This is a genomic window from Pseudomonas sp. SCT, assembly GCF_003864275.1.
GTDB classification, from domain to species: domain Bacteria; phylum Pseudomonadota; class Gammaproteobacteria; order Pseudomonadales; family Pseudomonadaceae; genus Stutzerimonas; species Stutzerimonas stutzeri_AE.
In genome coordinates, this window is sequence record NZ_BDJA01000007.1 from 149,438 (window position 1) to 171,403 (window position 21,966).

Below are 21,966 nucleotides of genomic sequence, written 5' to 3' on the forward strand. Positions count from 1 at the left end.
CATGGGCGGCCTGCGACGCAAGCTCGGCAACATCTTCCAGCTCGGCCTCAAGGAGTTGCGCAGCCTCTACCGCGACCCGGCGATGCTGGTGCTGATCATCTATTCGTTCACCCTGGCCATCTACGAAGGCGCCACGGCGATTCCCGAGGCGCCGCACCGCGCCAGCATCGCGGTGGTCGACGAGGACCGCTCGCAGGCCTCGCTGCGCATCATCAATGCCTTCCAGCTGCCCTATTTCATCGAGCCGAAGGCCATCAGCCTGCAGGAGATGGACAGCGGCATGGACGATGGCCTCTACACCTTCACCCTGAACATCCCGCCGCGTTTCCAGCAGGACCTGCTCGCCGGCCGCCAGCCGACCATCCAGCTCAACGTCGATGCCACCCAGGTCAGCCAGGCCTTCACCGGCGCCGGGCACATTCAGCAGATCATCGCCAGCGAGACCGCCGAATTCGTTCGCCGCTATCGCAGCAGTGACGCGCTGCCCGTCGAGGCGGTAGTGCGCACGGCGTTCAACCCCAACCTCAGCCGCGCCTGGTTCGGCGCGGTGAACGAGGTGATCAACCAGATCACCATGCTGGCGATCATCCTCACCGGTGCGGCGCTGATCCGCGAGCGCGAGCACGGCACCATCGAGCACCTCCTGGTGATGCCGGTGACGCCGTTCGAGATCATGGTCGGCAAGGTCTGGGCCATGGGCCTGGTGGTGCTGGCGGCAGCGGCGTTCGCCCTGCGCTTCGTCGTCGAGGGCTGGCTGGACATCCCGATCCAGGGCTCGCTGTGGCTGTTCGCCGGCGGTGCGGCGCTGCACCTGTTCGCCGCCACCTCGATGGGCATCTTCTTCGGCACCGTGGCGCGTTCCATGCCGCAGCTGGGCCTCTTGGTGATTCTCACGCTGATCCCGCTGCAGATCCTCTCCGGCGGGGTGACGCCACGCGAGAGCATGCCGGAGCTGGTGCAGAACATCATGCTGGTGGCGCCGACCACGCATTTCGTCGAACTGGCCCAGGCGATCCTGTTCCGCAGCGCCGGCCCTTCCATCGTCTGGCCGCAGCTGCTCGCCCTGGGCGTGATCGGCACGGTGTTCTTTCTTGGCGCGCTGTCGCGGCTGCGGGTGTCGTTGCGCTAGCGTCGGTGTAGCCTGCCAGGTTCATCAACAGCGAACCGGCCTCTCTACCTCCGAGCGTTCTAGCGGCACGCCGGCGTGCTGAACGTGTGTCGGTAACCAGATGGTTACCCAACACCCCAAAGCGCTCGGGAATTTTTGTATCGAAGGCCGGTCTATCGTGCCGACATGCTAAGAGCCTGACGCTCGACAGCGCGCCAAGGAAGCCCCATCACTATGCGCATTCTCGTTACCGGTGGAGCCGGATTCATCGGCTCCGCACTGATCCGCCACCTCATTCTCGATACCGAGCACAGCGTGCTCAACCTGGACAAACTGACCTATGCCGGCAACCTGGAGTCGCTGGCAGCCGTGGAAGACAACCCGCGCTATCAGTTCCTCCAGGCCGACATCGCCGATCGTGAGCGGGTCAGCGAGGCGCTGCTGGAGTTCCAGCCGGACGCCATCATGCATCTGGCCGCCGAGTCCCATGTCGACCGCTCCATCGACGGCCCGGCCGAATTCATCCAGACCAACATCGTCGGCACCTATCAGCTGCTCGAGGCCACCCGCGCCTACTGGCAGAGCCTGCCGGTCGAGCGTCGCGAGGCCTTCCGCTTTCATCACATCTCCACCGATGAGGTCTACGGCGACCTGCATGGTGTCGACGACCTGTTCACCGAGACCACACCCTACGCGCCCAGCTCGCCCTATTCGGCCAGCAAGGCCTCGTCGGACCACCTGGTGCGAGCCTGGCAGCGTACCTACGGCCTGCCGGTGCTGATCACCAACTGCTCGAACAACTACGGGCCGTTCCACTTCCCGGAGAAGCTGATCCCGCTGGTGATCCTCAACGCCCTCGATGGCAAGCCGCTGCCGGTCTATGGCGACGGATCGCAGATCCGCGACTGGCTGTTCGTCGAGGACCACGCCCGCGCACTGTTCAAGGTGGTCAGCGAAGGCAAGGTCGGCGAGACCTACAACATCGGCGGCCATAACGAACAGAAGAACATCGAGGTGGTGCGCGGCATCTGCGCGCTGCTGGAAGAGCTGGCACCGAACAAGCCCGCCGGGCTTGCGCGCTATGAAGACCTGATCACCTTCGTCAAGGATCGCCCGGGCCACGACCTGCGCTACGCCATCGACGCCAGCAAGATCGAGCGCGAGCTCGGCTGGGTGCCGCAGGAAACCTTCCAGACCGGCCTGCGCAAGACCGTGCAGTGGTATCTGGACAACCTCGAATGGTGCCGTCGCGTTCAGGACGGCAGCTATCAACGCGAGCGCCTCGGCGCCCTGGAGAACGCATGAAAGGAATCATCCTCGCCGGAGGCTCCGGCACCCGTCTGCACCCCATCACCCTTGGCGTATCCAAGCAGCTCCTGCCGATCTACGACAAGCCGATGGCCTACTACCCGATTTCGGTGCTGATGCTTGCGGGCATCCGCGACATCCTGGTCATTTCCACGCCGCAGGATCTGCCGCAGTACAAGAACCTGCTGGGCGACGGCAGCCAGTTCGGCGTCAACTTCAGCTATGCCGAGCAGCCCTCGCCGGATGGCCTGGCGCAGGCCTTCCTGATCGGTGAAGAGTTCATCGGTGACGATTCGGTGTGCCTGATCCTCGGCGACAACATCTTCCACGGTCAGCACTTCACCGAGAAGCTGCAGCGCGCCGCAGCCCAGCCAAGCGGTGCCACCGTGTTCGGCTACTGGGTCAAGGACCCGGAGCGCTTCGGCGTGATCGACTTCGACGAGAACGGCAAGGCGCTGTCCATCGAAGAGAAGCCGAAGAAGCCCAAGTCCAGCTACGCGGTCACCGGCCTGTACTTCTACGACAACGACGTGATCGAGATCGCCAAGTCGATCAAGCCCTCGCCACGCGGCGAGCTGGAGATCACCGACGTCAACATGGCCTACCTCGAGCGCGGCGATCTCAATGTCGAACGCTTCGGCCGTGGCTTCGCCTGGCTCGACACCGGTACCCACGACAGCCTGCTGGAAGCCTCGCAGTACGTGCAGACCATCGAGCACCGCCAGGGTCTGAAGGTCGCCTGTCTGGAGGAGATCGCCTACCAGAACAAGTGGATCGACCGCGAGCAGCTGTTGCGCCGCGCCGACGCCCTGGGCAAGACCGGCTACGGCCAGTACCTGTTCAAGCTGGCGGGTGAAGACGCATGAAGGTCATCGAAACCAGCATTCCCGACGTACTGATCATCGAGCCCAAGGTCTTCGGCGACGAACGCGGTTTCTTCTACGAGAGCTTCAACGCGGCCGCTTTCGAAGCGGCCACGGGGCTCAAGCGCCAGTTCGTCCAGGACAACCACTCCAAGTCCCAGCGCGGCGTGCTGCGCGGCCTGCATTACCAGATCCAGCAGCCGCAGGGAAAACTGGTGCGCGTGGTGGCCGGCGAGGTGTTCGACGTAGCCGTCGACCTGCGCAAGAGCTCGCCAAGCTTCGGCCGCTGGTTCGGCACTCACCTGAGCGCGCAGAACCAGCGCCAGTTGTGGATACCCGAAGGCTTCGCACACGGTTTCGTGGTGCTCAGCGAGAGCGCCGAATTCCTCTACAAGACTACCGACTACTACGCGCCGGAGCACGAGCGCAGCCTGTTGTGGAACGATCCGGAGCTCGGCATCGAATGGCCGTTCGACGAGCCGCCACAACTGTCCGCCAAGGACCAGGCTGGCAAGCGCCTCAGCGACGCGGAGCTGTTCCCATGAAGATCCTGATCACCGGCAGCCAGGGGCAGCTTGCCCGCGAGCTGCAGTTGGAACTGGCTGGCGCCGGCAAACTGCTGGCCCTTGGGCACAACGCGCTGGACCTGTCCGATCCACACCAGGTCCGTGAGCAGGTGCGCCTGTTGCGGCCGGACCTGATCATCAATGCGGCCGCCTACACCGCCGTTGACCCGGCGGAAACCCATCGTGAGCTGGCCTTTGCGGTCAACGCTCGCGGGCCGCAGGTACTCGCCGAAGAGGCTGCGCGCCTTGGTGTGCCGCTGATCCATTACTCCACCGACTACGTGTTCGACGGCCGCAAGGACGAACCCTATAGCGAAGCCGACGTGCCGCAGCCGCTGAGCGTCTATGGCGCCAGCAAGCTGGCCGGGGAACAGGCGATTCAGGCGGTCGGAGGGGAATACCTGATCCTGCGCACCAGCTGGGTCTATTCACAACACGGCAAGAATTTCCTGCTGACCATGCAGCGTCTGCTGCAGGAGCGCGATGCGTTGTCGGTGGTCAGCGACGAGATCGGCGCGCCGACCTGGGCCGCGACCATCGCCCGCACCACCGCGGAAATGGTGCGCAAGCGCAGCGCTGGCGAAGCCGGTCCAAGTGGCCTTTACCACCTCACTGCGGGCGGCGAAACCTCCTGGTACGGCTTCGCCTGCAGCATCGCCGAGCACCTGCGCCAGCAGGGCCGCTTGCGCGCCGAGATCACCCCGATCCTGTCCAAGGATTACCCGACCGCTGCGCAGCGCCCGCTGAATTCGCGGCTCAATTGCGCGCGACTGCAGCATGACTGGGGCATCCATCTGCCGGACTGGGAAACCGCTCTGCATGAATGCCTTGTTCAGAGCGATGAGCAGGCTGCCGCAAGCGCGCCCCGGACTGCCACAGTCGGCCGCTGAGCTGGCTGGCGGTGGCTGCGCCCTGAGAGGTCCAATCAGAGGTTCCGCCTGACCGGCCAGCGCTATCGACGCTGAACGCCGGCACGCTCTGCGTGCATAATGCGCCGGACACCCAGGCGCCCACGCATGACCGCACTGCAACCTCACCGTCGCCCTCGCTGGCGCAACCTCGCCGTTCTGGCCTTGCTGCTGGCGCCTCTGCTCTGGCCGCTGCAGCAACTCGCCGAGCGCTATTACCGCAACGAGCTGACCGAACAGAACCGCCAGACCCTGGATCTGTACGTCGCCAACCTGCTCGGCACATTGAATCGCTATGAAGTGCTGCCGCGCATCCTCGGCGACTTGCCGGCCCTGCGCGCCGTGCTACAGCAGGACTCGCCCCAGGTGCGCGACAACGCCAACCGGCTGCTTAAGCGCCTGCGCAACCAGACCGGTGCCGATGTGATCTACCTCATGGGAACCGACGGCAACACCCTCGCCGCTTCCAACTGGGACGAGGAAGACAGTTTCGTCGATCGCAATTTCGCCTTCCGCCCCTACTTCCGCCAGGCCATGGAAGGGCGCCTCGGCCGCTTCTTCGGCCTCGGCACCACCTCCGGCAAGCGCGGCTACTACTTCGGCGCGGCGGTACGCGATGGCGACCAGGTGCTCGGTGTGCTGGTGGTCAAGGTCGATCTCGACCACACCGAGACGCTCTGGGGCAGCACGCCCGAGCAGCTGCTGGTGACCGACAACTTCGGTGTGGTGATCCTCACCTCGCGTCCGGAATGGCGATTTCGCGCAACCCGCGGGCTGGGCGTCGACGAACGCGAGCAGATCGCCTTCGATCAGCCCTATCCCACCCTGTACCCACAGGACCTGACCCTGAACATCAATGCCTGGCTGATCCAGAGCCGTGAGCTCAAGGAAACCGGCTGGACGGTACGCATCCTCGCCCCGGTCAACCTGGTCGAGCGCCCGGTACGCACTGTGGTCGCCATTGGTGCCGCGACGCTGCTGGCGCTGCTGCTCTGGCTCGGCCTGCTGATGCAGCGCCGCCGGCATTTCCTCGAACGGCTGGCGCTGGATGCCCAGGCGCGCCAGCAGCTGGAACAGCGCGTGCTGGAACGCACCCGTGATCTGGAGGCGCTGAACAGCCGGCTCAAGGTCGAGGTGCTCGAGCGCGAGCAGGCCCAGCAGGAACTGGTCCGCGCGCAGGACGAGCTGCTGCAAGCCGGCAAGCTGTCGGCGCTGGGCACTATGTCGGCGAGCATCAGCCACGAACTCAACCAACCGCTGGCGGCGATCCGCAGCTATGCCGATAACGCCGGGGTGCTGCTCGACCACCAGCGCAACGCCGAAGCACGCGACAACCTGCGACTGATCAGCGAACTGACCGCGCGCATGGCCTCGATCATCGCCCACCTGCGCGCCTTTGCCCGCCGTGATCAGCATGCGCCGGAGCGGGTGGCGCTGCAGCCGGCGCTGGATGATGCCCTCGCGCTACTGGCCAAGCGTCGGCAGGCCATGGGCGTCGAGCTGATCCGCGATCTGCCGGAGGCGACGCTGTGGGTGCAGGCTGGCGAAACCCGGCTGCGGCAGATTCTCGCCAACCTCCTGGCCAACGCCCTCGACGCACTGACCGAGCGACCACCGCCGCGGCGCATCTGGTTACGCGCCGAACAGCAGGGCGACGGCGTGCTGCTCAGCCTGCGCGACAACGGCCCCGGCTTCAGCGATGAAGCACTGCAGCGCGCCCGCGAACCGTTCTTCACCACCAAGACCAGCGCCCAGGGCCTGGGGTTGGGTCTGGCAATCTGCGATACCCTCACCCGCGCCCTTGGCGGCGAGCTGCGCATGAGCAACCATCCCGAGGGCGGCGCACAGCTTGGCCTGTTTCTGCGCAGTGCCGAACCGGGCATCGCCTTCCCCACCGAGGACCATTTTCAATGAGCAGCGAGCATTCGATCAGCGCCCAGACCCAGGTGCTGTTGATCGACGACGATCCGCACCTGCGCCAGGCGCTGAGCCAGACACTCGACCTCGCAGGGCTCAAAGTGGCCAGCCTGGGCGACGCTCGTGAGCTGGCCGCGCGCCTGCCGGCCGACTGGCCGGGAGTGGTGGTCAGCGACATCCGCATGCCGGGAATCGACGGTCTGGAACTGCTGCAGCAACTGCGCGCACGCGACAGCGAGCTGCCGGTGATCCTGATCACCGGGCATGGCGATATCCAGCTGGCGGTGCAGGCCATGCGCGCTGGCGCCTACGATTTTCTGGAAAAACCCTTCCCCAGCGAGGCGCTGCTGGACAGCGTGCGCCGTGCTCTGGCGCTGCGCCAACTGGTCCTGGACAACCGCTCGCTGCGCCTGGCGCTGGCCGACCGTCAGCAGCTGTCGGCGCGCCTGCTCGGCCAATCCAAGGCGATGCTGCGCCTGCGCGAGCAGATCGGCGCGTTGGCTGGAACCCAGGCCGACGTGCTGATCCTCGGCGAGACCGGCGCCGGCAAGGAGGTGGTGGCGCGCGCCCTGCATGACCTCTCCAACCGGCGAAACGGTCCGTTCGTCGCGATCAACGCCGGTGCGCTGGCCGAGTCGGTGGTGGAAAGCGAGCTGTTCGGCCACGAGCCCGGTGCCTTCACCGGCGCGCAGAAACGGCGCATCGGCAAGTTCGAGTTCGCCAACGGCGGCACGCTGTTCCTCGACGAGATCGAGAGCATGAGCCTGGACGTGCAGGTCAAGCTGCTGCGGCTGCTGCAGGAGCGGGTGGTCGAACGGCTCGGCGGCAACCAGTCGATCGCGCTGGACATTCGCGTCATCGCGGCAACCAAGGAGGATCTGCGCGTGGCCGCCGACCAGGGTCGGTTCCGCGCTGACCTGTACTACCGCCTCAACGTGGCACCGCTGGGAATTCCGCCGCTGCGCGAGCGCAACGAGGACATCCTCCTGCTGTTCCAGCACTTTGCCGAGGCGGGTGCCCAGCGCCACGGCCTGCCGATCCGCGAACTGCAGCCGGAACAGCGGGCTGCCCTGCTGCGCCACGCCTGGCCGGGCAACGTGCGCGAGCTGCAGAATACTGCCGAGCGCTTCGCCCTGGGTCTCGGTCTCGGGCTGGATCAGCCAGGCGCCGAACCGACCAGCAGTGTTGCCAGCACTGGCAACCTGAGCGAACAGGTCGAGGCGTTCGAGCGCGCACTGATCGCCGCCGAGTTGAACCGTCCCCACGGCTCGCTGCGCAGCGTCGCCGAGGCGCTCGGCGTGCCGCGCAAGACGCTGCATGACAAGCTGCGCAAACACGGCCTGAATTTCAGCGATGCTGGCGGAAGCTCGCCGGATGAAAACGACTAGATGGCGGAAACCCGCCATTTAGATCCTCGGCTAGAGCATCTGGCTGCCGCGTCCTGCGCCGGCCTCTGGCGTACCCCTCCCGCGCAGGGTGAACCCCGCAAAGGTGCGACCTAGACGCGCTTGTTGGCAATCTGCCATTCAAACCTTCATCTGTTGCTGGGTAAACTCCCTGCCCACAGGTTGCTCTGCCGGCGGTTGGCACAGGCATTGCTCCTGAAACTCAATGAACCGGACGGAACGAGTGGCGATCACCCATCGCAACCTGGACATTGCGCCTAGACTTGCCCAGCTGGTTACTGCCGGGATGCCCTGCGGCCTCCCACCCACAACAAGAGGAAACATCAATGTTCAAACTGACTGCCAAGGCGCTGGCATGCGCCCTGTCGCTGAGCATCGCCGGTCTGGCCCACGCGGCTGACCCGATCACCATCAAGTTCTCCCACGTCGTCGCCGAGAACACGCCGAAAGGCCAGGGCGCGCTGATGTTCAAGAAACTGGTGGAAGAGCGTCTGGCCGGCAAGGTCGAGGTACAGGTTTACCCGAACTCCTCGCTGTTCGGCGATGGCAAGGAAATGGAAGCCCTGCTGCTGGGCGACGTTCAGCTGATCGCACCGTCGCTGGCCAAGTTCGAACACTACTCCAAGGGCGTTCAGGTTTATGACCTGCCGTTCCTGTTCGACGATATCGCGGCAGTCGACCGCTTCCAGAAAGGCGAAGCCGGCCAGAGCCTGCTGCGCTCCATGGAAGACAAGAACATCACCGGTCTGGGCTACTGGCACAACGGCATGAAGCAGCTGTCGGCCAACAAGCCGCTGCGCGAGCCGAAGGATGCCCGTGGTCTGAAATTCCGCGTACAGGCTTCCGCCGTACTGGACGAGCAGTTCAAGGCCGTGCGCGCCAACCCGCGCAAGATGAGCTTCGCCGAGGTCTACCAGGGCCTGCAGACTGGCGTGGTGAATGGTGCCGAGAACCCCTACTCGAACATCTACTCGCAGAAGATGCACGAAGTGCAGAAGTACATCACCGAGTCCAACCACGGCCTGCTGGACTACATGGTGATCACCAACACCAAGTTCTGGAACGGTCTGCCGGCTGACGTTCGCAGCGAGCTGGAAAGCATCCTGAACGAAGTGACCGTCGCGGTGAACAAGCAGGCTGACGAGCTGAACCAGGCCGACAAGCAGCGCATCGTCGACGCTGGCACCACCGAGATCATCAACCTGACTCCGGAGCAGCGCGAAATGTGGCGTGAAGCCATGAAGCCGGTCTGGAAGAAGTTCGAAGGCGAGATCGGTGCTGACCTGATCAAGGCCGCCGAAGCAGCCAACCAGGCTAACTAAGCCTTGCCGAGGGGCGGGTACTCCGCCCCTTTGCTGCACCACCCGAAACACCCGACAGCTCAGTGAAAAAACATAGCAGCTGACGAAGGCGAAGCCCGCACCAAGGGCAGACAGGCCAGGCCAAGGTGATCCCCCGGCTACGCCGCTTCGACAGTGACAACAAGAGTTTTTCATTGCTCTGTCTGCCAGCCCGCCCCGGCTGGTTCACGGCGCACCTCGTGCTGCCTTCGCACAACAGCAGTCCATCGGGAGATGTCATCCATGAACGCCCTCTGGCGCGTCTGGGACCACTTCGAGGAAGGTTTTATCGCCTTTCTGTTGGCCGCCATGACACTGGTGACCTTCGTCTACGTGATCCTCAACAATCTTTACACGCTCTTCTACAACCTGGGCGACCGGTTCGAAGGCAGCGCCGACTTCTGGTTCGCCATCGGTGATTTCATCATCGGCCTGGCCCAGGCCATGACCTGGAGCACCGCGCTGACCAAGGCGCTGTTCGCCTGGCTGATCTTCTCCGGCCTCGCCTATGGCGTGCGCACCGCTGGCCACATCGGTGTCGATGCACTGGTCAAGCTGGCACCGCGACACATCCAGCGCATCATCGGCATCATCGCCTGCCTGCTCTGCCTGGGCTATGCCGGCCTGCTGACCGTGGCCAGTTTCGAATGGATCCAGACCCTGTTCATCGCCAACATCGGCGCGGAAGATCTGGGCCACATCGGCGTCAAGCAATGGCATATCGGCATGATCGTGCCGTTCGGCTTCGCCATGGTGTTCATCCGTTTCGCCGAAATCTTCGTGCGTATCCTGCGCAACGAGCAGACCGGCCTCGGCCTCGCCGATGAAGCGGCCGATGCGCTCAAGCACGGCGAAGAGGAGCCCAAGTAATGACCATTCTGTTCCTGTTCGTCGCCCTCTTCGTGCTGATGTTCATCGGCGTGCCGGTGGCCGTATCCCTCGGCCTGGCCGGTTCGCTGACCATCATGATCTTCAGCCAGGACTCGGTGCGCTCGCTGGCAATCAAGCTGTTCGAGACCTCCGAGCACTACACCCTGCTGGCCATCCCGTTCTTCCTTCTCGCCGGTGCCTTCATGACCACCGGCGGTGTGGCGCGGCGCCTGATCGACTTCGCCAACGCCTGCGTCGGCCACATCCGTGGCGGCCTGGCGATCGGCGCGGTACTGGCATGCATGCTGTTCGCCGCACTCTCCGGTTCGTCGCCAGCCACCGTAGCCGCGGTCGGCTCCATTGCCATCGCCGGCATGGTGCGCTCCGGTTACCCGCAGGCGTTCGGTGCCGGCATCGTCTGTAACGCCGGTACGCTGGGCATCCTGATTCCACCGTCGGTGGTCATGGTGGTCTACGCCGCCGCAACCGAGACGTCGGTGGGCAAGCTGTTCATGGCCGGTGTTGTGCCAGGCATCCTGCTCGGCGGCGCGCTGATGATCGCGATCTACATCATCGCAGTGAAAAAGAACCTGCCGGCCCTGCCGCGCGCGACCTTCCGCGAGTGGCTGTCCGCTGCACGCAAGGCGATCTGGGGCCTGCTGCTGATGGTGATCATCCTCGGCGGTATCTACTCCGGCATGTTCACCCCGACCGAAGCGGCGGCGGTGGCGGCGGTGTATTCGGCCTTCGTCGCGCTATTCGTCTACAAGGACATCTCCCTGCGCGACTGCCCGAAGGTGCTGCTGGAATCCGGCAAGCTGTCGATCATGCTGATGTTCATCATCGCCAACGCCATGCTGTTCGCCCACGTGCTGACCACCGAACAGATTCCGCAGGCGATTACCGCCTGGGTCATCGAGGCCGGCCTGCAGCCGTGGATGTTCCTGCTGGTGGTGAACATCGTGCTGCTGATCGCCGGTGCCTTCATGGAGCCATCGGCGATCATCCTGATCCTCGCGCCGATCCTGTTCCCGATCGCCATTCAGTTGGGCATCGACCCGATCCACCTGGGCATCATCATGGTGGTCAACATGGAGATCGGCTTGATCACGCCACCGGTGGGCTTGAACCTGTTCGTCGCCTCGGCGGTAACGGGCATGCCGGTGACCCAGGTGATCCGTGCAGTGCTGCCATGGCTGGCGCTGATGCTGAGCTTCCTGGTGATCATCACCTACGTGCCGTCGATTTCGCTGGCGCTGCCAAACATGCTTGGCATGTAGCGCGGAGCAATTACTTCCCTTTAGCCCGGCCCGTGCCGGGCTTTTTTTCGCCTGGAGAACAGGTGCGTCAGAGGGCGAGAACGTCCGCCGGGCGCCGGCGGAACCAGCCGGTCAGGGACAGGCGATCAGCCTGGGTGACCAGCACCTCGTGAGGAAAATCGCCGGAGAGAAACATCACCAGATTGCCGGCCAGCGGCGGTACGTCCAGCTGCGAGCCATCGGGCATGTGCATGCGCAACTCGCCGGCATGGGCCGCCTGCCAGCCCGGGTTGAGGTAGAGCACCGCGGTCACCGAACGGCTGTCATCGTCGCGAAAGCGGTCCAGATGGGTCTGGTAGAAGGCGCCGGGCGGGTAGAAGGCGAAATGGCATTCGAACTCTTCCAGGCCGAGATACAGCTCGCGGTTGAGCTGCTGACGCAACTCGTCCATCACCCCGAGATACTGATCGCAGACCGCCGCCTGGCCAGGCTCCAACCACTGGATATGGTCGCTGCGAATGCCTTCGCGCACCGCCTGCGCCTCGCCGCGGCCTACGCCGGCCGGTGCCAGGGCACCCTCGGCCTCGCGCCTGCGGCACTCGTCGGCCAGCTTGTGGGTCACATCACTGGGAAGAAAAGAACTCTGCAGCGACCAGCCGCGCTCGGCCAGGTCATCGATGATCGAAGAAAACTGCAAGGAAGTGACTCCGAAGGGATACTGAACGAGTCTAGGGGCTGTAGAGACTCCGCTACAAGCCAAGGCACTGCGCCATATCGCAGCAGCGCTCGCGCGCCTCGACAAGCATGCGTCGGGGCACCGAAAATGAACCGCCCGCCAGACAGGAGCTTCCATGCGCGCCCTTTTAGCCTGTGTACTGCTGACCTTCAGCTTCGCCAGCTTCGCCGACACCTATCAAGAGCTGTACGAAACCGCTGGCTGGACCGAACAGCAGGCCAATTTCGCCGATGCGCTGACCGCCGCCCAGCAGCGCTACAAGGACACCCTGCCGCCAGCGGTATTCCAGGCGCTGGTGACCAATAGCAACCGCCGCTTCGCCGCCCATGCCATCGACCAGCGTGCACAGCAGGCGCTGCGCGAGCATCTGCCGCAGCCGCAACCGGCGCTGGAGTTCTTCCAGTCGACGCTCGGCCGCAAGATCGTCTCTGCCGAAGTGCTGGCGGCACGCCGCGAGCAGCTGGCGCGCCATACCAACGGCTTGCCGCGGGTGACGGCCGAAAGCAACCGTCAGCTGCTGATTCGCCATCTGGCCCAGGCCATCCCGGCCAGCGAGGCCGGGGCGGAGGTCAGTCTGGCGCTGGCCGGTGTCGCCGCCGACAGCCTGAGCCAGATGATTCCCGGCCTGCTCGGTGGCAATCAGGCGCAGAGCCTGTTGAGCAGCCAACGCAAGCGGATGATCGAGCAGATCGAGGCCGATCTCGACAACACGCTGCTTTTCGTCTATCGCGATCTGTCCGATGCCGAGCTGGAAGAATACGTGCAGTTCGCCCAATCGGACGCAGGCAAAGCCTACTATCAGGCTGCGCTGCAGGCGCTGCGAGCCGGGCTGGCGGTGGGCATGAGCGGCGCTGATCTGGAGCCGCAGCAGGGTATCTGAGCGGCGCTACTTCAGCCGCTCGCGCAGGAAATCGAAGTAGGCACGGCGCAGCTCCTCGCGCTCGTTCACCAGATGGTGGCGCGCCTCGGGCAGACGCAGAACCTCGGCGCCAGCGAACTTGCGTTCGAGGATCGGCAGGTTGTACTGCCAGTCCACCGTCATGTCCGCCTCGCCCTGGATGATCAGCGGCGAGTGCCTGCTGCCCGCCGCCCCTTCAATACGCGGAATCCAGCGTGACAGCGCGCCGACCCAGGCCGTGGGCAGGATGTCCGGCTGCAGCGGATCCTGGCTCTGAACGAATTCCAGAAAGCTCGGATCGCCGGAATTCTCGCTGAACGTGCGCGGTATCTGCTGTACGAAGCGTCGCAGCAATTCGTAGCTGATGCGCGAGCGCAACCAGGCACGCGGCCGAATCAACGGCGCCAGCAGGATGGTGCGGCCCAGATCCGGGTTGTCGGCCTGGTGCAGCAGGTGATCCAGCGCGATGGCACCGCCGGTGCTCTGCCCGAGCAGATGCCAGGGTCGTGGCAGATCGAGCTGACGCGCCTGTTCGAACAGCCCGCTGAGTACCGCCTGGTATTCATCGAACTCGTTGATGCTGGCCCGCGGACCGCTGGACAGACCGTGGCCCGGCAGGTCGCAGGCGAGCACGGCGAAACCCATCTCCAGCCCCCAATCGACCACATGCCGGTACAGGCCCATATGGTCGTAGTAGCCATGCAGGATCAGCAGGCTGGCGTGAGGCTGTTCGGGCCACCAGGCCTGCGCAACCACGTCATAATCGTGCACGCGAAAGCGCCCCAGGCGGCGCTGCACATTGCGCCGGTGCGGCATGTCCAGGCCGTAGTAAGCCTGGTAGTGCAGCGTTTCGGCGGAGATGTCAGCTGCATCCGCCAGGGCAGGCAGACTGTTGCGCAGTCGATCAGGCTGGATACGCGAAGGCATGGACTTTCTTTAAGCGGTTGGGACCCGGGATATTCAGCTCTGCGCCGCGTCATGGCAAGCTTGCGCACCCACATCGGAGCCTGCCATGAGTGCTCGTCGCAAATACCTGATCGCCGCCCTGATCGCCCTGCTCTGGGGCGGCGCCATGCTGGCTGCGTTCTGGTGGTTCGAGGCGCGCTACCTGCGCACCTTCGACGGCGAGCGCGCCGAGCTGTTCTCCGGCGACGCGTTGCGTCTGCCGGCGGACCTGCAGGGCCCTGGGCCGGTGCGTTTCGTACATTTCTGGGACCCGAGCTGTCCGTGCAACGTCGGCAACCAGCAGCATCTGGAAGAGCTGCTGAAGCGCTTCGCCGGGCGGCCCGTCGAGTTCTACGAAGTACGCAAGCCGGGCAGTAAGGGCCGCCTGCCGCAGCCGCTGGCGTCGCTCAGACCCCTTGGCACCCTGCCCGGCTCCGAGCAACTGCCGGCCAGTCCTGCCGTGGGCATCTGGGACCAGAGCGGTGAGCTGGTCTATATCGGGCCTTACAGCGAGGGCGCTGTGTGCAGCTCGGACAACAGCTTCGTCGAGCCAATCCTCGATGCGGTACTCGCCGGGCGCAAGGTGCGCGCCACGCATTCGCTGGCCGTGGCCTGCTTTTGCGACTGGCAACAATAAGGCGGCGAGTGGCAAACTTGATCCCGATCAAATGATAATTATTATCAACTAAACGAGAATCGCTCCCATCCAGTCGGTTTCGCAGCCGACGAACCACCTGGGAGCCGCTCGATGATTCTTCGCCTTCACCCGCTCGCCCTGGCCTGCCTAGCCGTCAGCACCTCTTCCGCACTCGCCGCGCCCCTGGAGTTGCAGGAAACGGTCGTCACCGCCAAGGGCTACGAGGCCGCAACGCAGGACATTCCGCAAGCCATCGAGGTCCTGCAGGCACAGCCAACTGAATCGGCAGCGCCGGCCGGCAGCCTGTTCCGCGGCAAGCCGGGCCTGGCCGTGCACAGCGACGGCGCTTGGGGCCAGAACCCGGTGCTACGCGGTATGAAGAAGGAAAGCGTGGTGCTGATGGTCGACGGCGTACGGGTCAACTCCGGCCAGCCGCAGGGCTCGCTGGCCTCCATGCTCGATCTCGGCCTGCTGGAGCGCGCCGAGGTGGTCAAGGGGCCGGGCTCGGTGCTGTACGGCAGCGGGGCCATGGGCGGGGTGGTCAACCTGATCACGCCGCAGGCACGCTTCACCGAGCAGGACGAGCGCAGCGGACGTTTCTCCACCAGCGCCAGCAGCGTCGACAAGGGCTTTACCGGCGCTACGCTGCTGCGCGACTCCAGCAGCGATCATGCGCTGGTGCTGGGCGTTGCCGGGCGCAAGGTCAACGACTACAAGAGCCCCAACGGTACCGAAGAGAACACCGGCTACAGCTCCGATACCCTGCTGCTCAAGTACAAGCAGCGCCTGGCCGAGGATATCAGCGTCAATCTGAACGTCCAGCGCCACACTGATCGTGACGTCTGGTATCCGGGCTCCGCGCGTACCGGCGGCCAGCCGGGTGGCGCCGGCATCCCTGTGCCACTCGGCACCGCGACCATCCACTCGCCGGAACAACAGCGCGAGCTGTTCCAGATCGGCCTGGAGAACGGCCTCGGTGAAGGCACCCTGACCACCGATCTCTATCGTCAGGAGGTCTACCGGGAGATCCGCGCCTACTCCGAACGGCTCGATCGCGACTACGTACGCAACAACGTCAGCTTCATCACCCACGGGCTGCGCTCGAGCTGGGTGGTGCCTGTCGCCGATCACCTGCTGACGGTGGGCGTCGACGGCTGGAAGATGACCGGTGATCCGGAACGCTACGTGGATGGCCCGCCGACCTTCAACAACAACCAGCGCAACGACCCCTTCAAGGATGCCGAGATCGAATCCTACGGACTGTTCGTGCAGGATGAATTCGACCTCGGCCAGACGCGCCTGACGGCCGGCGCCCGCTACGACCGCGTCAGCGCCGACGCCCGAGCCAAGGGCAACGGTCCTTCATTTACAACCAGCGGCCTGGACAGCACCGACCACAACCTGTCGTGGTCGCTGGGCGCGCTGCATCCGCTGACTGACACCCTCAACCTCTACGCCAACGTCGGCCAGGCCTACCGCGCCGCCGACATGCGCGAGCGCTACGACGACGCGCCGCGCGGCGACGGCTACTTCCACGTCGGCAACCCGCAGCTGGACCCGGAGCGTTCCACCAGCTTCGAGCTTGGCCTCAAGGGTAACGATGGCGATTTCACCTATCAGCTGGCGGCCTTCCACACCCGCATCGACGACTACATCGCCGGCCGCGTGACCGGCACCAACGCGCCCAATGGGCTGCCGATCAAGCGCACCGAGAACCTCGACAAAGTGGTGATCTACGGCCTCGAAGGCAGTGCCAGCAAGGGTGTCGGCGCCTTCGTGGTGGACGGCAGCTTCACCTGGCTGCGCGGCGAGAACAAACAGGACGACGAACCACTGCACCAGATGCCAGCCCACGAGTTGACCCTGGGCATCGGCCAGCCAGCCGAGCGCGGCCTCTACTGGCATGCGCAGCTGCGTGCCGTCGCGGAGCAGGATCGTGTAGCGACCGAGTTCACCCGCGGCGGCGAGGACCGTACCGCAGGCTTCGTTACTGCCGATGCCAGCCTCGGCTGGGGCTTCGGCAAGATCGGCGTGCTGCAGACTGCCAACCTCGACGCGCGCCTTAGCAACCTGTTCGACAAGACCTACCACGAGCATCTGGCTGACGGCATCAGCGGCAACGAGCTGGAAGCATCCGGGCGCGGCATCACCGTCGCGCTGAGCGGGAGCTTCTGATGCTGCGCCACCTACTGATGGCCGTTCTGCTGGCGGCTGGAGCACCAGCGCTGGCGGACAAGCTGCCGCGCCTGGTCCTGGCCGGCCCTTCCTCGTCGGTATCGAACCCGCTGATCCACATGGTCGAATCCGGCGCACTGGACGACCTGGCGGACAAGGTGGAATTCGTCAGCTGGCGCGATCCCGACCAGCTGCGCCTGCTGGCGCTGAACGAGCAGGCAGACGTGCTGGCCATGCCGGTCAACGTCGCCGCCAACCTGTACAACCGCGGCGCCAAGCTGCGCATGCTCAACGTTTCGACCTGGGGCTTGCTCTGGCTGGTATCCCGCGAGCAGGGCCTGAGCACCCTCGACGACCTGCGCGGCAAGGAAATCGCCATGCCGTTCCGCGGCGACATGCCGGACATCCTATTCGGCCTGCTGGCCGAGCGTGCCGGCATCGATGTGCGCAAGGATCTGCGTTTGCGCTACGTCGCCACCCCGATCGACGCCATGCAGCTGCTGCTGATGCGTCGTACCGACCATGCCCTGCTGGCCGAGCCGGCCATATCCATGGCCCTGCGCAAGGCCAGCGAAGGGCCGCTGGGACTGGTCGCGCCGGATCTGTATCGCAGTGTCGACCTGCAACAGGAGTGGGGCCGCCTGCTGCAACGCGAAGCACGCATCCCGCAGGCGGGCATCGCGCTGATGGCCAGCGTGAAGGACCAGCCGCAGATCGCCGCACGGATTGCCCAGGCCTACGCCGACTCGCTGCAATGGTGCAGCGCCAACGCCGAACGCTGCGGGCAGCTGGTCGCCAAGCATCTGCCGATGCTCAGCGCCGAAGCGGTAACCGACTCATTGGCCGTGGCGCAGATGGACGCCGTGCCCGCCGCCGACGCGCGGGTGGAAGTCGAGTATCTGTTCGAGCTGCTGCTGAAGAAGAATCCGGCGCTGATCGGCGGCAAACTGCCGGCCGATGACTTCTACTCGCCAGTCAGCGATCAGCCATGAGCCTCCTGCGCAGCTGGCTGGCCGGCCTGCCCGGCTATCTGTGGAGCGGCTGGGGCGCACTGGCCAGCCTGTTTCTGCTGCTGGCCGGCTGGGAGGCAGTGGCCAGTCACTATGGCGCGCTGGTGCTGCCTACGCCGCTGGAGACCTTTGTCCGCCTGCTCCAGCTGATCGATGAAGGTGCCGCCTGGCCGGAGTTGCTGGCCACCAGTCGCCGGGCGCTGCTCGGCTTTGCTCTTTCCGTGGCGGTCGGCAGCGTGCTCGGGCTCGCCGCCGGTGTCTCCATGACCGCTTCGATGATGGCGCGGCCACTGGTTACCGTGCTCATGGGCATGCCACCAATCGCCTGGCTGGTACTGGCGATGCTCTGGTTCGGCGCCAGTGACGGCACCCCGGTGTTCACCGTGTTCATCGCCAGCTTTCCACTGGTGTTCGTCGGTGCGTTGCAAGGCACCCGTACGCTGGACAACCAGCTCAAGGACATGGCCCTGGCATTTCGCCTGCCGCGGCGGATGCTGTTGCTCGATGTCTATCTGCCGCACGTCGTCTCCTACCTGTTCCCCGCCTGGATCACCGCGCTCGCCATGGCCTGGAAGATCGTGGTGATGGCCGAATTGCTGGCCACCCAGGATGGCGTCGGCGCCGCGCTGGCGGTGTCGCGCTCGCACCTGGATACCAGCGCGACCATGGCCTGGATCACCGCGGTGGTCGGCCTGCTGCTGGCGGTGGAGTACCTGCTGCTGGAACCGATCAAGCGCGAAGTCGAGCGCTGGCGCGAGGTGTCTTCATGACGCAATTGCACATCCACGGCCTGGCCCACGCCTTCGGTCGCGACGAGATCTTCAGCGGCATCGACTTCAACCTGGCGGCGGGCGAAGTGGTCGCCCTGGTCGGCCCCTCCGGCTGCGGCAAGACCACTCTGCTGCACCTCTGTGCCGGGCTGCTGGACGTGCAGGAAGGACGCATCGACAACGATTTCGGCAACCCCGCCAGCATGTTCCAGCAACCGCGGCTGCTGCCGTGGAAAACCACGCTCGACAACATCGCCCTGGGGCTCAAGGCGGCAGGCATACCGCGACAGCAACGCCTGCAGCAGGCCAGCTCCCTCGCGCTGCGCCTGGGCCTGGCCGCAGGCGATCTCGGCAAGTTTCCGCACCAGCTTTCCGGCGGCATGCAGAGCCGTGTGTCGCTGGCGCGCGCGCTGGTGCTGCAGCCGGATCTGCTGCTGCTCGACGAACCCTTCGCCGCGCTGGATATCGGCCTCAAGGAAGACCTCTATGCCCTGCTGCTGGCCGAGCAGGCCGCGCGCGGCATGGGCGTGCTGATGATCACCCACGACCTGATGGAAGCCGTGCGTCTGGCCGACCGCATCCTGGTCATGGCGGCGGCGCCGGGGCGCATCGTCAGTCACCTGGAGCTGGATCTGCCAGCCGTGCAGCGCAGCGATATCTGGATCTACCAGCAGACCGCCGAACTGCTGCAATTGCCCGCCGTGCGAAAGAGTTTCGGCCTGGCCAGCCGCGCTCAACAGACGTTGCCGCACAGCAACAGGGCAACCCTGCAAGAGACGACGGTTCCCCTCACCGCCAGCAGAGCGCGCTCACGATGCTGAAGTTCTTATCACCGCGACTCGCCAACTGGCCGCTGCTGCTATGCAGCTTCCGTCCGCTGTTTCTCGCCACCGTGCTGCTGGCGGTGTCTGGCATTGCACTTTGGCTGGGTTTTCTCGGGTTCGGGATACCGCTGCCAGGCGTGCCGGGCGGTCCGCTGGTCTGGCATGCCCACGAAATGCTGCTCGGCTTTGGCCTTGCGGCAGTCGCCGGCTTCGTCCTCACCGCGGTGCCGGAATTTACCGCCACCGCGGCATTCGGTCGGCAGGTAGGTTTCGGCTTTCTACTGCTGTGGCTAGCGGCTCGGCTGAGCTTCTGGCTTTCCGGCGTCGTCGGGCCGTGGCCGGCGGCGCTGTGCAACAGTGCCTTCGCCATTGCGCTGCTTGTGCTGCTCGCACCGCGCCTACTGGGTGATCCGTTGCGCCGGCAGCACGGCTTCTTCGGCGGACTCGTCGCGCTGGCGCTGGTGACTGTCGGCTTCAATATCGATGCCGTCAGCGGCCAGTACCCGATGCGCTGGCTGCATGCGACGGCCGGCGTGATGATGGTGCTGATCGTGGTGGCCATGAGCCGAATCTCCATGCGCATCCTCAACGATGCCATCCAGGCACGCCGGGATGCTGGGCACGATGTGGACGAGGACTACCGCGCGCGCCCGCCACGGCGCAACCTGGCGATCTTCTGCATCAGCCTCTTCACCCTCGCCGAATGGCTGACTCTGCCGGCCCCGCTAAACGGCTGGCTGGCCCTGGCCGCAGCCGCCGCCATGTTCAACCTGCTCAACGACTGGCACATCGGGCGCGCGTTGCTGGAACGCTGGGCGCTGATGCTCTACAGCGTCTACTGGCTGATGGCGCTGGGCTATGGCGCGCTGGGCGTATCACTGCTCGCCGACGGTTACGCCAGCAGCGCGGGTCGTCATCTGCTGACAGTCGGGGCCATGGGCGTGTCGATTCTCGCGGTGCTGTGCATCGCCGGGCGTACCCACAGCGGTTATGCGCTGGATCAACGGCCATGGGTGCCGATCGCCACCGGCCTGCTGATACTTGCTGCGCTGCTGCGTGCCAGTGCGGGGCTGCCGGGCGCGCCCGTGCCGCTGCTGAACATGCTCGCCGGGCTCGGTTGGCTGACTGCCTTTGCCCTGGCGTTACGCTACCTGGCACCAATCTGGCTGCGCCCGCGCCCGGATGGTGGTGCGGGATGCGACGAGCCACAGGACGAACACAGCATGGGGTCGGGTTGCCGGACCTGAGTGGTGATCGGCGCCTTACGAGATATTCATTGCAGGAGAGCAGACAACCGAGCCATGAATGCGCACTCGGCGCCGGAAAGGCACGGCGGTGGATAAGCTTCGCGTTATCCACCCTACTGCTCCAGCGCAATTGCGGGACGGACTACCAGAAACGAAAAGGGCGCATCGATGCGCCCTTTCGTTTTGCGGCTCAGACCATCCTCAACTATGCGCCGAGGGCGGTATCAGCACCTTGCGGCTGTCGATCACCTGACGCCAGGTGGACTTGCCAGTGGTTTCATCCATCGCCTGCTGCATCGCGCGGACGCGGCGCTTCTCGGCGCGGCGGGTGAGGTACCAGGCCAGGAAGGTCGCCAGCGACACGCTGAGCAGGATCAGGCTGGCCACCGCGTTGATCTCCGGTTTCACGCCCAGGCGCACGGCGGAGAAGATCTCCATCGGCAGGGTGGTCGAGCCGGGACCGGAAACGAAGCTCGCCAGCACCAGATCGTCCAGCGACAGGGCGAAGGAGAGCATGCCGCCAGCGGCCAGCGACGGCGCGATCATCGGCATGGTGATCAGGAAGAACACCTTCCACGGCCGTGCGCCGAGGTCCATCGCCGCTTCCTCGATGGACAGGTCCAGCTCACGCAGACGCGCCATCACCACCACCGCAACGTAGGCCGAGCAGAAGGTGGTGTGGGCGATCCAGATGGTCACCAACCCGCGCTGGGCCGGCCAGCCGACCAGTTGCGCCATGGCGACGAACAGCAGCAGCAGCGACAGACCAGTGATCACCTCGGGCATCACCAGCGGCGCGGTGACCAGGCCACCGAACAGCGTGCGGCCACGGAACACCGGGATGCGCGTGAGGACGAAGGCGGCCATGGTGCCCAGCGCCACGGCGGCAATCGCGGTATAGGCGGCGACTTCCAGCGAGCGCATCACCGCACCCATCAGCTGCGAGTTGTCGAGCAGCCCGGCGTACCACTTCAGCGACCAGCCACCCCACACCGTCACCAGCCGCGAGGCGTTGAACGAGTAGATGACCAGAATCACCATCGGCAGGTAGATGAACAGCAACCCGAGCACCAGGATCAGATTGGAAAAGCTCCAGCGCTTCATAGCTTGCCCTCCAGTTCCTTGGCCATGCTTGTGGATGAAGAGCCGGTTGAACAGGGCAGGCAGCGAGTCGAGTAG

20 protein-coding genes are annotated in these 21,966 nt (G+C 65.1%); 17 read left to right on the forward strand and 3 right to left on the reverse strand.

Features of this window, described 5'->3' with window-relative positions; genetic code table 11:
- The first annotated feature begins 1 nt into the window (after window position 1).
- The 10 genes from BHD08_RS17890 to dctM all read left to right on the forward strand — a co-directional run bounded on the left by BHD08_RS17890 (window position 2) and on the right by dctM (window position 11,566).
- Complete coding sequence (locus tag BHD08_RS17890; protein ID WP_106157148.1) at window positions 2-1,129, forward strand: ABC transporter permease; 1,128 nt, start codon at window positions 2-4, stop codon at window positions 1,127-1,129.
- 213 nt (window positions 1,130-1,342) lie between these two features.
- Window positions 1,343-2,413: a dTDP-glucose 4,6-dehydratase gene (rfbB, locus tag BHD08_RS17895; protein WP_125023933.1), complete on the forward strand. Its 1,071-nt coding sequence runs from the start codon at window positions 1,343-1,345 to the stop codon at window positions 2,411-2,413.
- Window positions 2,410-3,282, forward strand: a complete 873-nt coding sequence (gene rfbA, locus BHD08_RS17900; RefSeq protein WP_106157144.1) for a glucose-1-phosphate thymidylyltransferase RfbA — start codon at window positions 2,410-2,412, stop codon at window positions 3,280-3,282. The genes rfbB and rfbA overlap by 4 nt, the downstream gene beginning before the upstream one ends.
- On the forward strand, window positions 3,279-3,824 hold the full coding sequence (rfbC, locus tag BHD08_RS17905) for a dTDP-4-dehydrorhamnose 3,5-epimerase (RefSeq protein ID WP_125023935.1): 546 nt from the start codon (window positions 3,279-3,281) through the stop codon (window positions 3,822-3,824). The genes rfbA and rfbC overlap by 4 nt, the downstream gene beginning before the upstream one ends.
- A complete protein-coding gene (gene rfbD / locus BHD08_RS17910; RefSeq protein ID WP_106157138.1) occupies window positions 3,821-4,735 on the forward strand; it encodes a dTDP-4-dehydrorhamnose reductase in 915 nt (304 codons plus the stop codon). Before rfbC ends, rfbD begins: the two co-directional genes overlap by 4 nt.
- 126 nt (window positions 4,736-4,861) lie before the next feature.
- Entirely contained in the window at window positions 4,862-6,667 is a 1,806-nt protein-coding gene (locus tag BHD08_RS17915; protein WP_125023937.1) for an ATP-binding protein, read from the forward strand.
- Window positions 6,664-8,058 (forward strand): sigma-54 dependent transcriptional regulator, encoded by a 1,395-nt coding sequence (locus BHD08_RS17920; RefSeq protein WP_125023939.1) that lies wholly within the window; start codon window positions 6,664-6,666, stop codon window positions 8,056-8,058. Before BHD08_RS17915 ends, BHD08_RS17920 begins: the two co-directional genes overlap by 4 nt.
- Window positions 8,059-8,402: 344 nt before the next feature.
- Entirely contained in the window at window positions 8,403-9,398 is a 996-nt protein-coding gene (gene dctP / locus BHD08_RS17925; RefSeq protein WP_015278891.1) for a C4-dicarboxylate TRAP substrate-binding protein DctP, read from the forward strand.
- Between the two features lie 261 nt (window positions 9,399-9,659).
- Window positions 9,660-10,286, forward strand: a complete 627-nt coding sequence (locus BHD08_RS17930; protein WP_015278892.1) for a TRAP transporter small permease — start codon at window positions 9,660-9,662, stop codon at window positions 10,284-10,286.
- Window positions 10,286-11,566 (forward strand): C4-dicarboxylate TRAP transporter large permease protein DctM, encoded by a 1,281-nt coding sequence (gene dctM, locus BHD08_RS17935; RefSeq protein WP_125023941.1) that lies wholly within the window; start codon window positions 10,286-10,288, stop codon window positions 11,564-11,566. Before BHD08_RS17930 ends, dctM begins: the two co-directional genes overlap by 1 nt.
- A 67-nt stretch (window positions 11,567-11,633) precedes the next feature.
- On the opposite strand, the gene BHD08_RS17940 is transcribed toward dctM, so the two are convergent.
- Window positions 11,634-12,242, reverse strand: a complete 609-nt coding sequence (locus BHD08_RS17940) for a 2OG-Fe(II) oxygenase (RefSeq protein WP_125023943.1) — start codon at window positions 12,240-12,242, stop codon at window positions 11,634-11,636.
- Between the two features lie 154 nt (window positions 12,243-12,396).
- Between BHD08_RS17940 and BHD08_RS17945 the strand changes: the two genes are divergently transcribed.
- Window positions 12,397-13,161: a hypothetical protein gene (locus tag BHD08_RS17945; protein WP_125023945.1), complete on the forward strand. Its 765-nt coding sequence runs from the start codon at window positions 12,397-12,399 to the stop codon at window positions 13,159-13,161.
- A 6-nt stretch (window positions 13,162-13,167) separates the two neighbouring features.
- Here BHD08_RS17945 and BHD08_RS17950 read toward each other — a convergent pair whose 3' ends face one another.
- Window positions 13,168-14,106, reverse strand: coding sequence for an alpha/beta hydrolase (locus BHD08_RS17950; RefSeq protein WP_125023947.1), 939 nt, complete (start codon window positions 14,104-14,106; stop codon window positions 13,168-13,170).
- An 85-nt stretch (window positions 14,107-14,191) separates the two neighbouring features.
- Here BHD08_RS17950 and BHD08_RS17955 point away from each other — a divergent pair, with 85 nt between their 5' ends.
- The 6 genes from BHD08_RS17955 (at window position 14,192) to BHD08_RS17980 (ending at window position 20,787) form a co-directional block, all read left to right on the forward strand.
- Window positions 14,192-14,761: a DUF6436 domain-containing protein gene (locus BHD08_RS17955; RefSeq protein WP_125023949.1), complete on the forward strand. Its 570-nt coding sequence runs from the start codon at window positions 14,192-14,194 to the stop codon at window positions 14,759-14,761.
- Window positions 14,762-14,872: 111 nt separating this feature from the next.
- Entirely contained in the window at window positions 14,873-16,936 is a 2,064-nt protein-coding gene (locus tag BHD08_RS17960) for a TonB-dependent siderophore receptor (RefSeq protein ID WP_125023951.1), read from the forward strand.
- On the forward strand, window positions 16,936-17,928 hold the full coding sequence (locus tag BHD08_RS17965) for an ABC transporter substrate-binding protein (RefSeq protein WP_125023952.1): 993 nt from the start codon (window positions 16,936-16,938) through the stop codon (window positions 17,926-17,928). The genes BHD08_RS17960 and BHD08_RS17965 overlap by 1 nt, the downstream gene beginning before the upstream one ends.
- On the forward strand, window positions 17,925-18,716 hold the full coding sequence (locus tag BHD08_RS17970; protein ID WP_125023954.1) for an ABC transporter permease: 792 nt from the start codon (window positions 17,925-17,927) through the stop codon (window positions 18,714-18,716). The genes BHD08_RS17965 and BHD08_RS17970 overlap by 4 nt, the downstream gene beginning before the upstream one ends.
- Window positions 18,713-19,537, forward strand: a complete 825-nt coding sequence (locus BHD08_RS17975; RefSeq protein ID WP_125023956.1) for an ABC transporter ATP-binding protein — start codon at window positions 18,713-18,715, stop codon at window positions 19,535-19,537. Before BHD08_RS17970 ends, BHD08_RS17975 begins: the two co-directional genes overlap by 4 nt.
- Window positions 19,531-20,787, forward strand: coding sequence for an NnrS family protein (locus tag BHD08_RS17980; RefSeq protein WP_125023958.1), 1,257 nt, complete (start codon window positions 19,531-19,533; stop codon window positions 20,785-20,787). Before BHD08_RS17975 ends, BHD08_RS17980 begins: the two co-directional genes overlap by 7 nt.
- A gap of 201 nt (window positions 20,788-20,988) precedes the next feature.
- Here BHD08_RS17980 and BHD08_RS17985 read toward each other — a convergent pair whose 3' ends face one another.
- Window positions 20,989-21,891, reverse strand: a complete 903-nt coding sequence (locus BHD08_RS17985; protein WP_125023960.1) for an ABC transporter permease subunit — start codon at window positions 21,889-21,891, stop codon at window positions 20,989-20,991.
- Window positions 21,892-21,966 lie beyond the last annotated feature (75 nt).

Bases quoted from the DNA above. Each gene is read 5' to 3' on its own strand.
- BHD08_RS17890 (WP_106157148.1), top strand. From the start codon at position 2: ATGGGCGGCCTGCGACGCAAGCTCGGCAACATCTTCCAGCTCGGCCTC.
- rfbB (WP_125023933.1), top strand. From the start codon at position 1,343: ATGCGCATTCTCGTTACCGGTGGAGCCGGATTCATCGGCTCCGCACTG.
- rfbA (WP_106157144.1), top strand. From the start codon at position 2,410: ATGAAAGGAATCATCCTCGCCGGAGGCTCCGGCACCCGTCTGCACCCC.
- rfbC (WP_125023935.1), top strand. From the start codon at position 3,279: ATGAAGGTCATCGAAACCAGCATTCCCGACGTACTGATCATCGAGCCC.
- rfbD (WP_106157138.1), top strand. From the start codon at position 3,821: ATGAAGATCCTGATCACCGGCAGCCAGGGGCAGCTTGCCCGCGAGCTG.
- BHD08_RS17915 (WP_125023937.1), top strand. From the start codon at position 4,862: ATGACCGCACTGCAACCTCACCGTCGCCCTCGCTGGCGCAACCTCGCC.
- BHD08_RS17920 (WP_125023939.1), top strand. From the start codon at position 6,664: ATGAGCAGCGAGCATTCGATCAGCGCCCAGACCCAGGTGCTGTTGATC.
- dctP (WP_015278891.1), top strand. From the start codon at position 8,403: ATGTTCAAACTGACTGCCAAGGCGCTGGCATGCGCCCTGTCGCTGAGC.
- BHD08_RS17930 (WP_015278892.1), top strand. From the start codon at position 9,660: ATGAACGCCCTCTGGCGCGTCTGGGACCACTTCGAGGAAGGTTTTATC.
- dctM (WP_125023941.1), top strand. From the start codon at position 10,286: ATGACCATTCTGTTCCTGTTCGTCGCCCTCTTCGTGCTGATGTTCATC.
- BHD08_RS17945 (WP_125023945.1), top strand. From the start codon at position 12,397: ATGCGCGCCCTTTTAGCCTGTGTACTGCTGACCTTCAGCTTCGCCAGC.
- BHD08_RS17950 (WP_125023947.1), bottom strand. From the start codon at position 14,106: ATGCCTTCGCGTATCCAGCCTGATCGACTGCGCAACAGTCTGCCTGCC.
- BHD08_RS17955 (WP_125023949.1), top strand. From the start codon at position 14,192: ATGAGTGCTCGTCGCAAATACCTGATCGCCGCCCTGATCGCCCTGCTC.
- BHD08_RS17960 (WP_125023951.1), top strand. From the start codon at position 14,873: ATGATTCTTCGCCTTCACCCGCTCGCCCTGGCCTGCCTAGCCGTCAGC.
- BHD08_RS17965 (WP_125023952.1), top strand. From the start codon at position 16,936: ATGCTGCGCCACCTACTGATGGCCGTTCTGCTGGCGGCTGGAGCACCA.
- BHD08_RS17970 (WP_125023954.1), top strand. From the start codon at position 17,925: ATGAGCCTCCTGCGCAGCTGGCTGGCCGGCCTGCCCGGCTATCTGTGG.
- BHD08_RS17975 (WP_125023956.1), top strand. From the start codon at position 18,713: ATGACGCAATTGCACATCCACGGCCTGGCCCACGCCTTCGGTCGCGAC.
- BHD08_RS17980 (WP_125023958.1), top strand. From the start codon at position 19,531: ATGCTGAAGTTCTTATCACCGCGACTCGCCAACTGGCCGCTGCTGCTA.
- BHD08_RS17985 (WP_125023960.1), bottom strand. From the start codon at position 21,891: ATGAAGCGCTGGAGCTTTTCCAATCTGATCCTGGTGCTCGGGTTGCTG.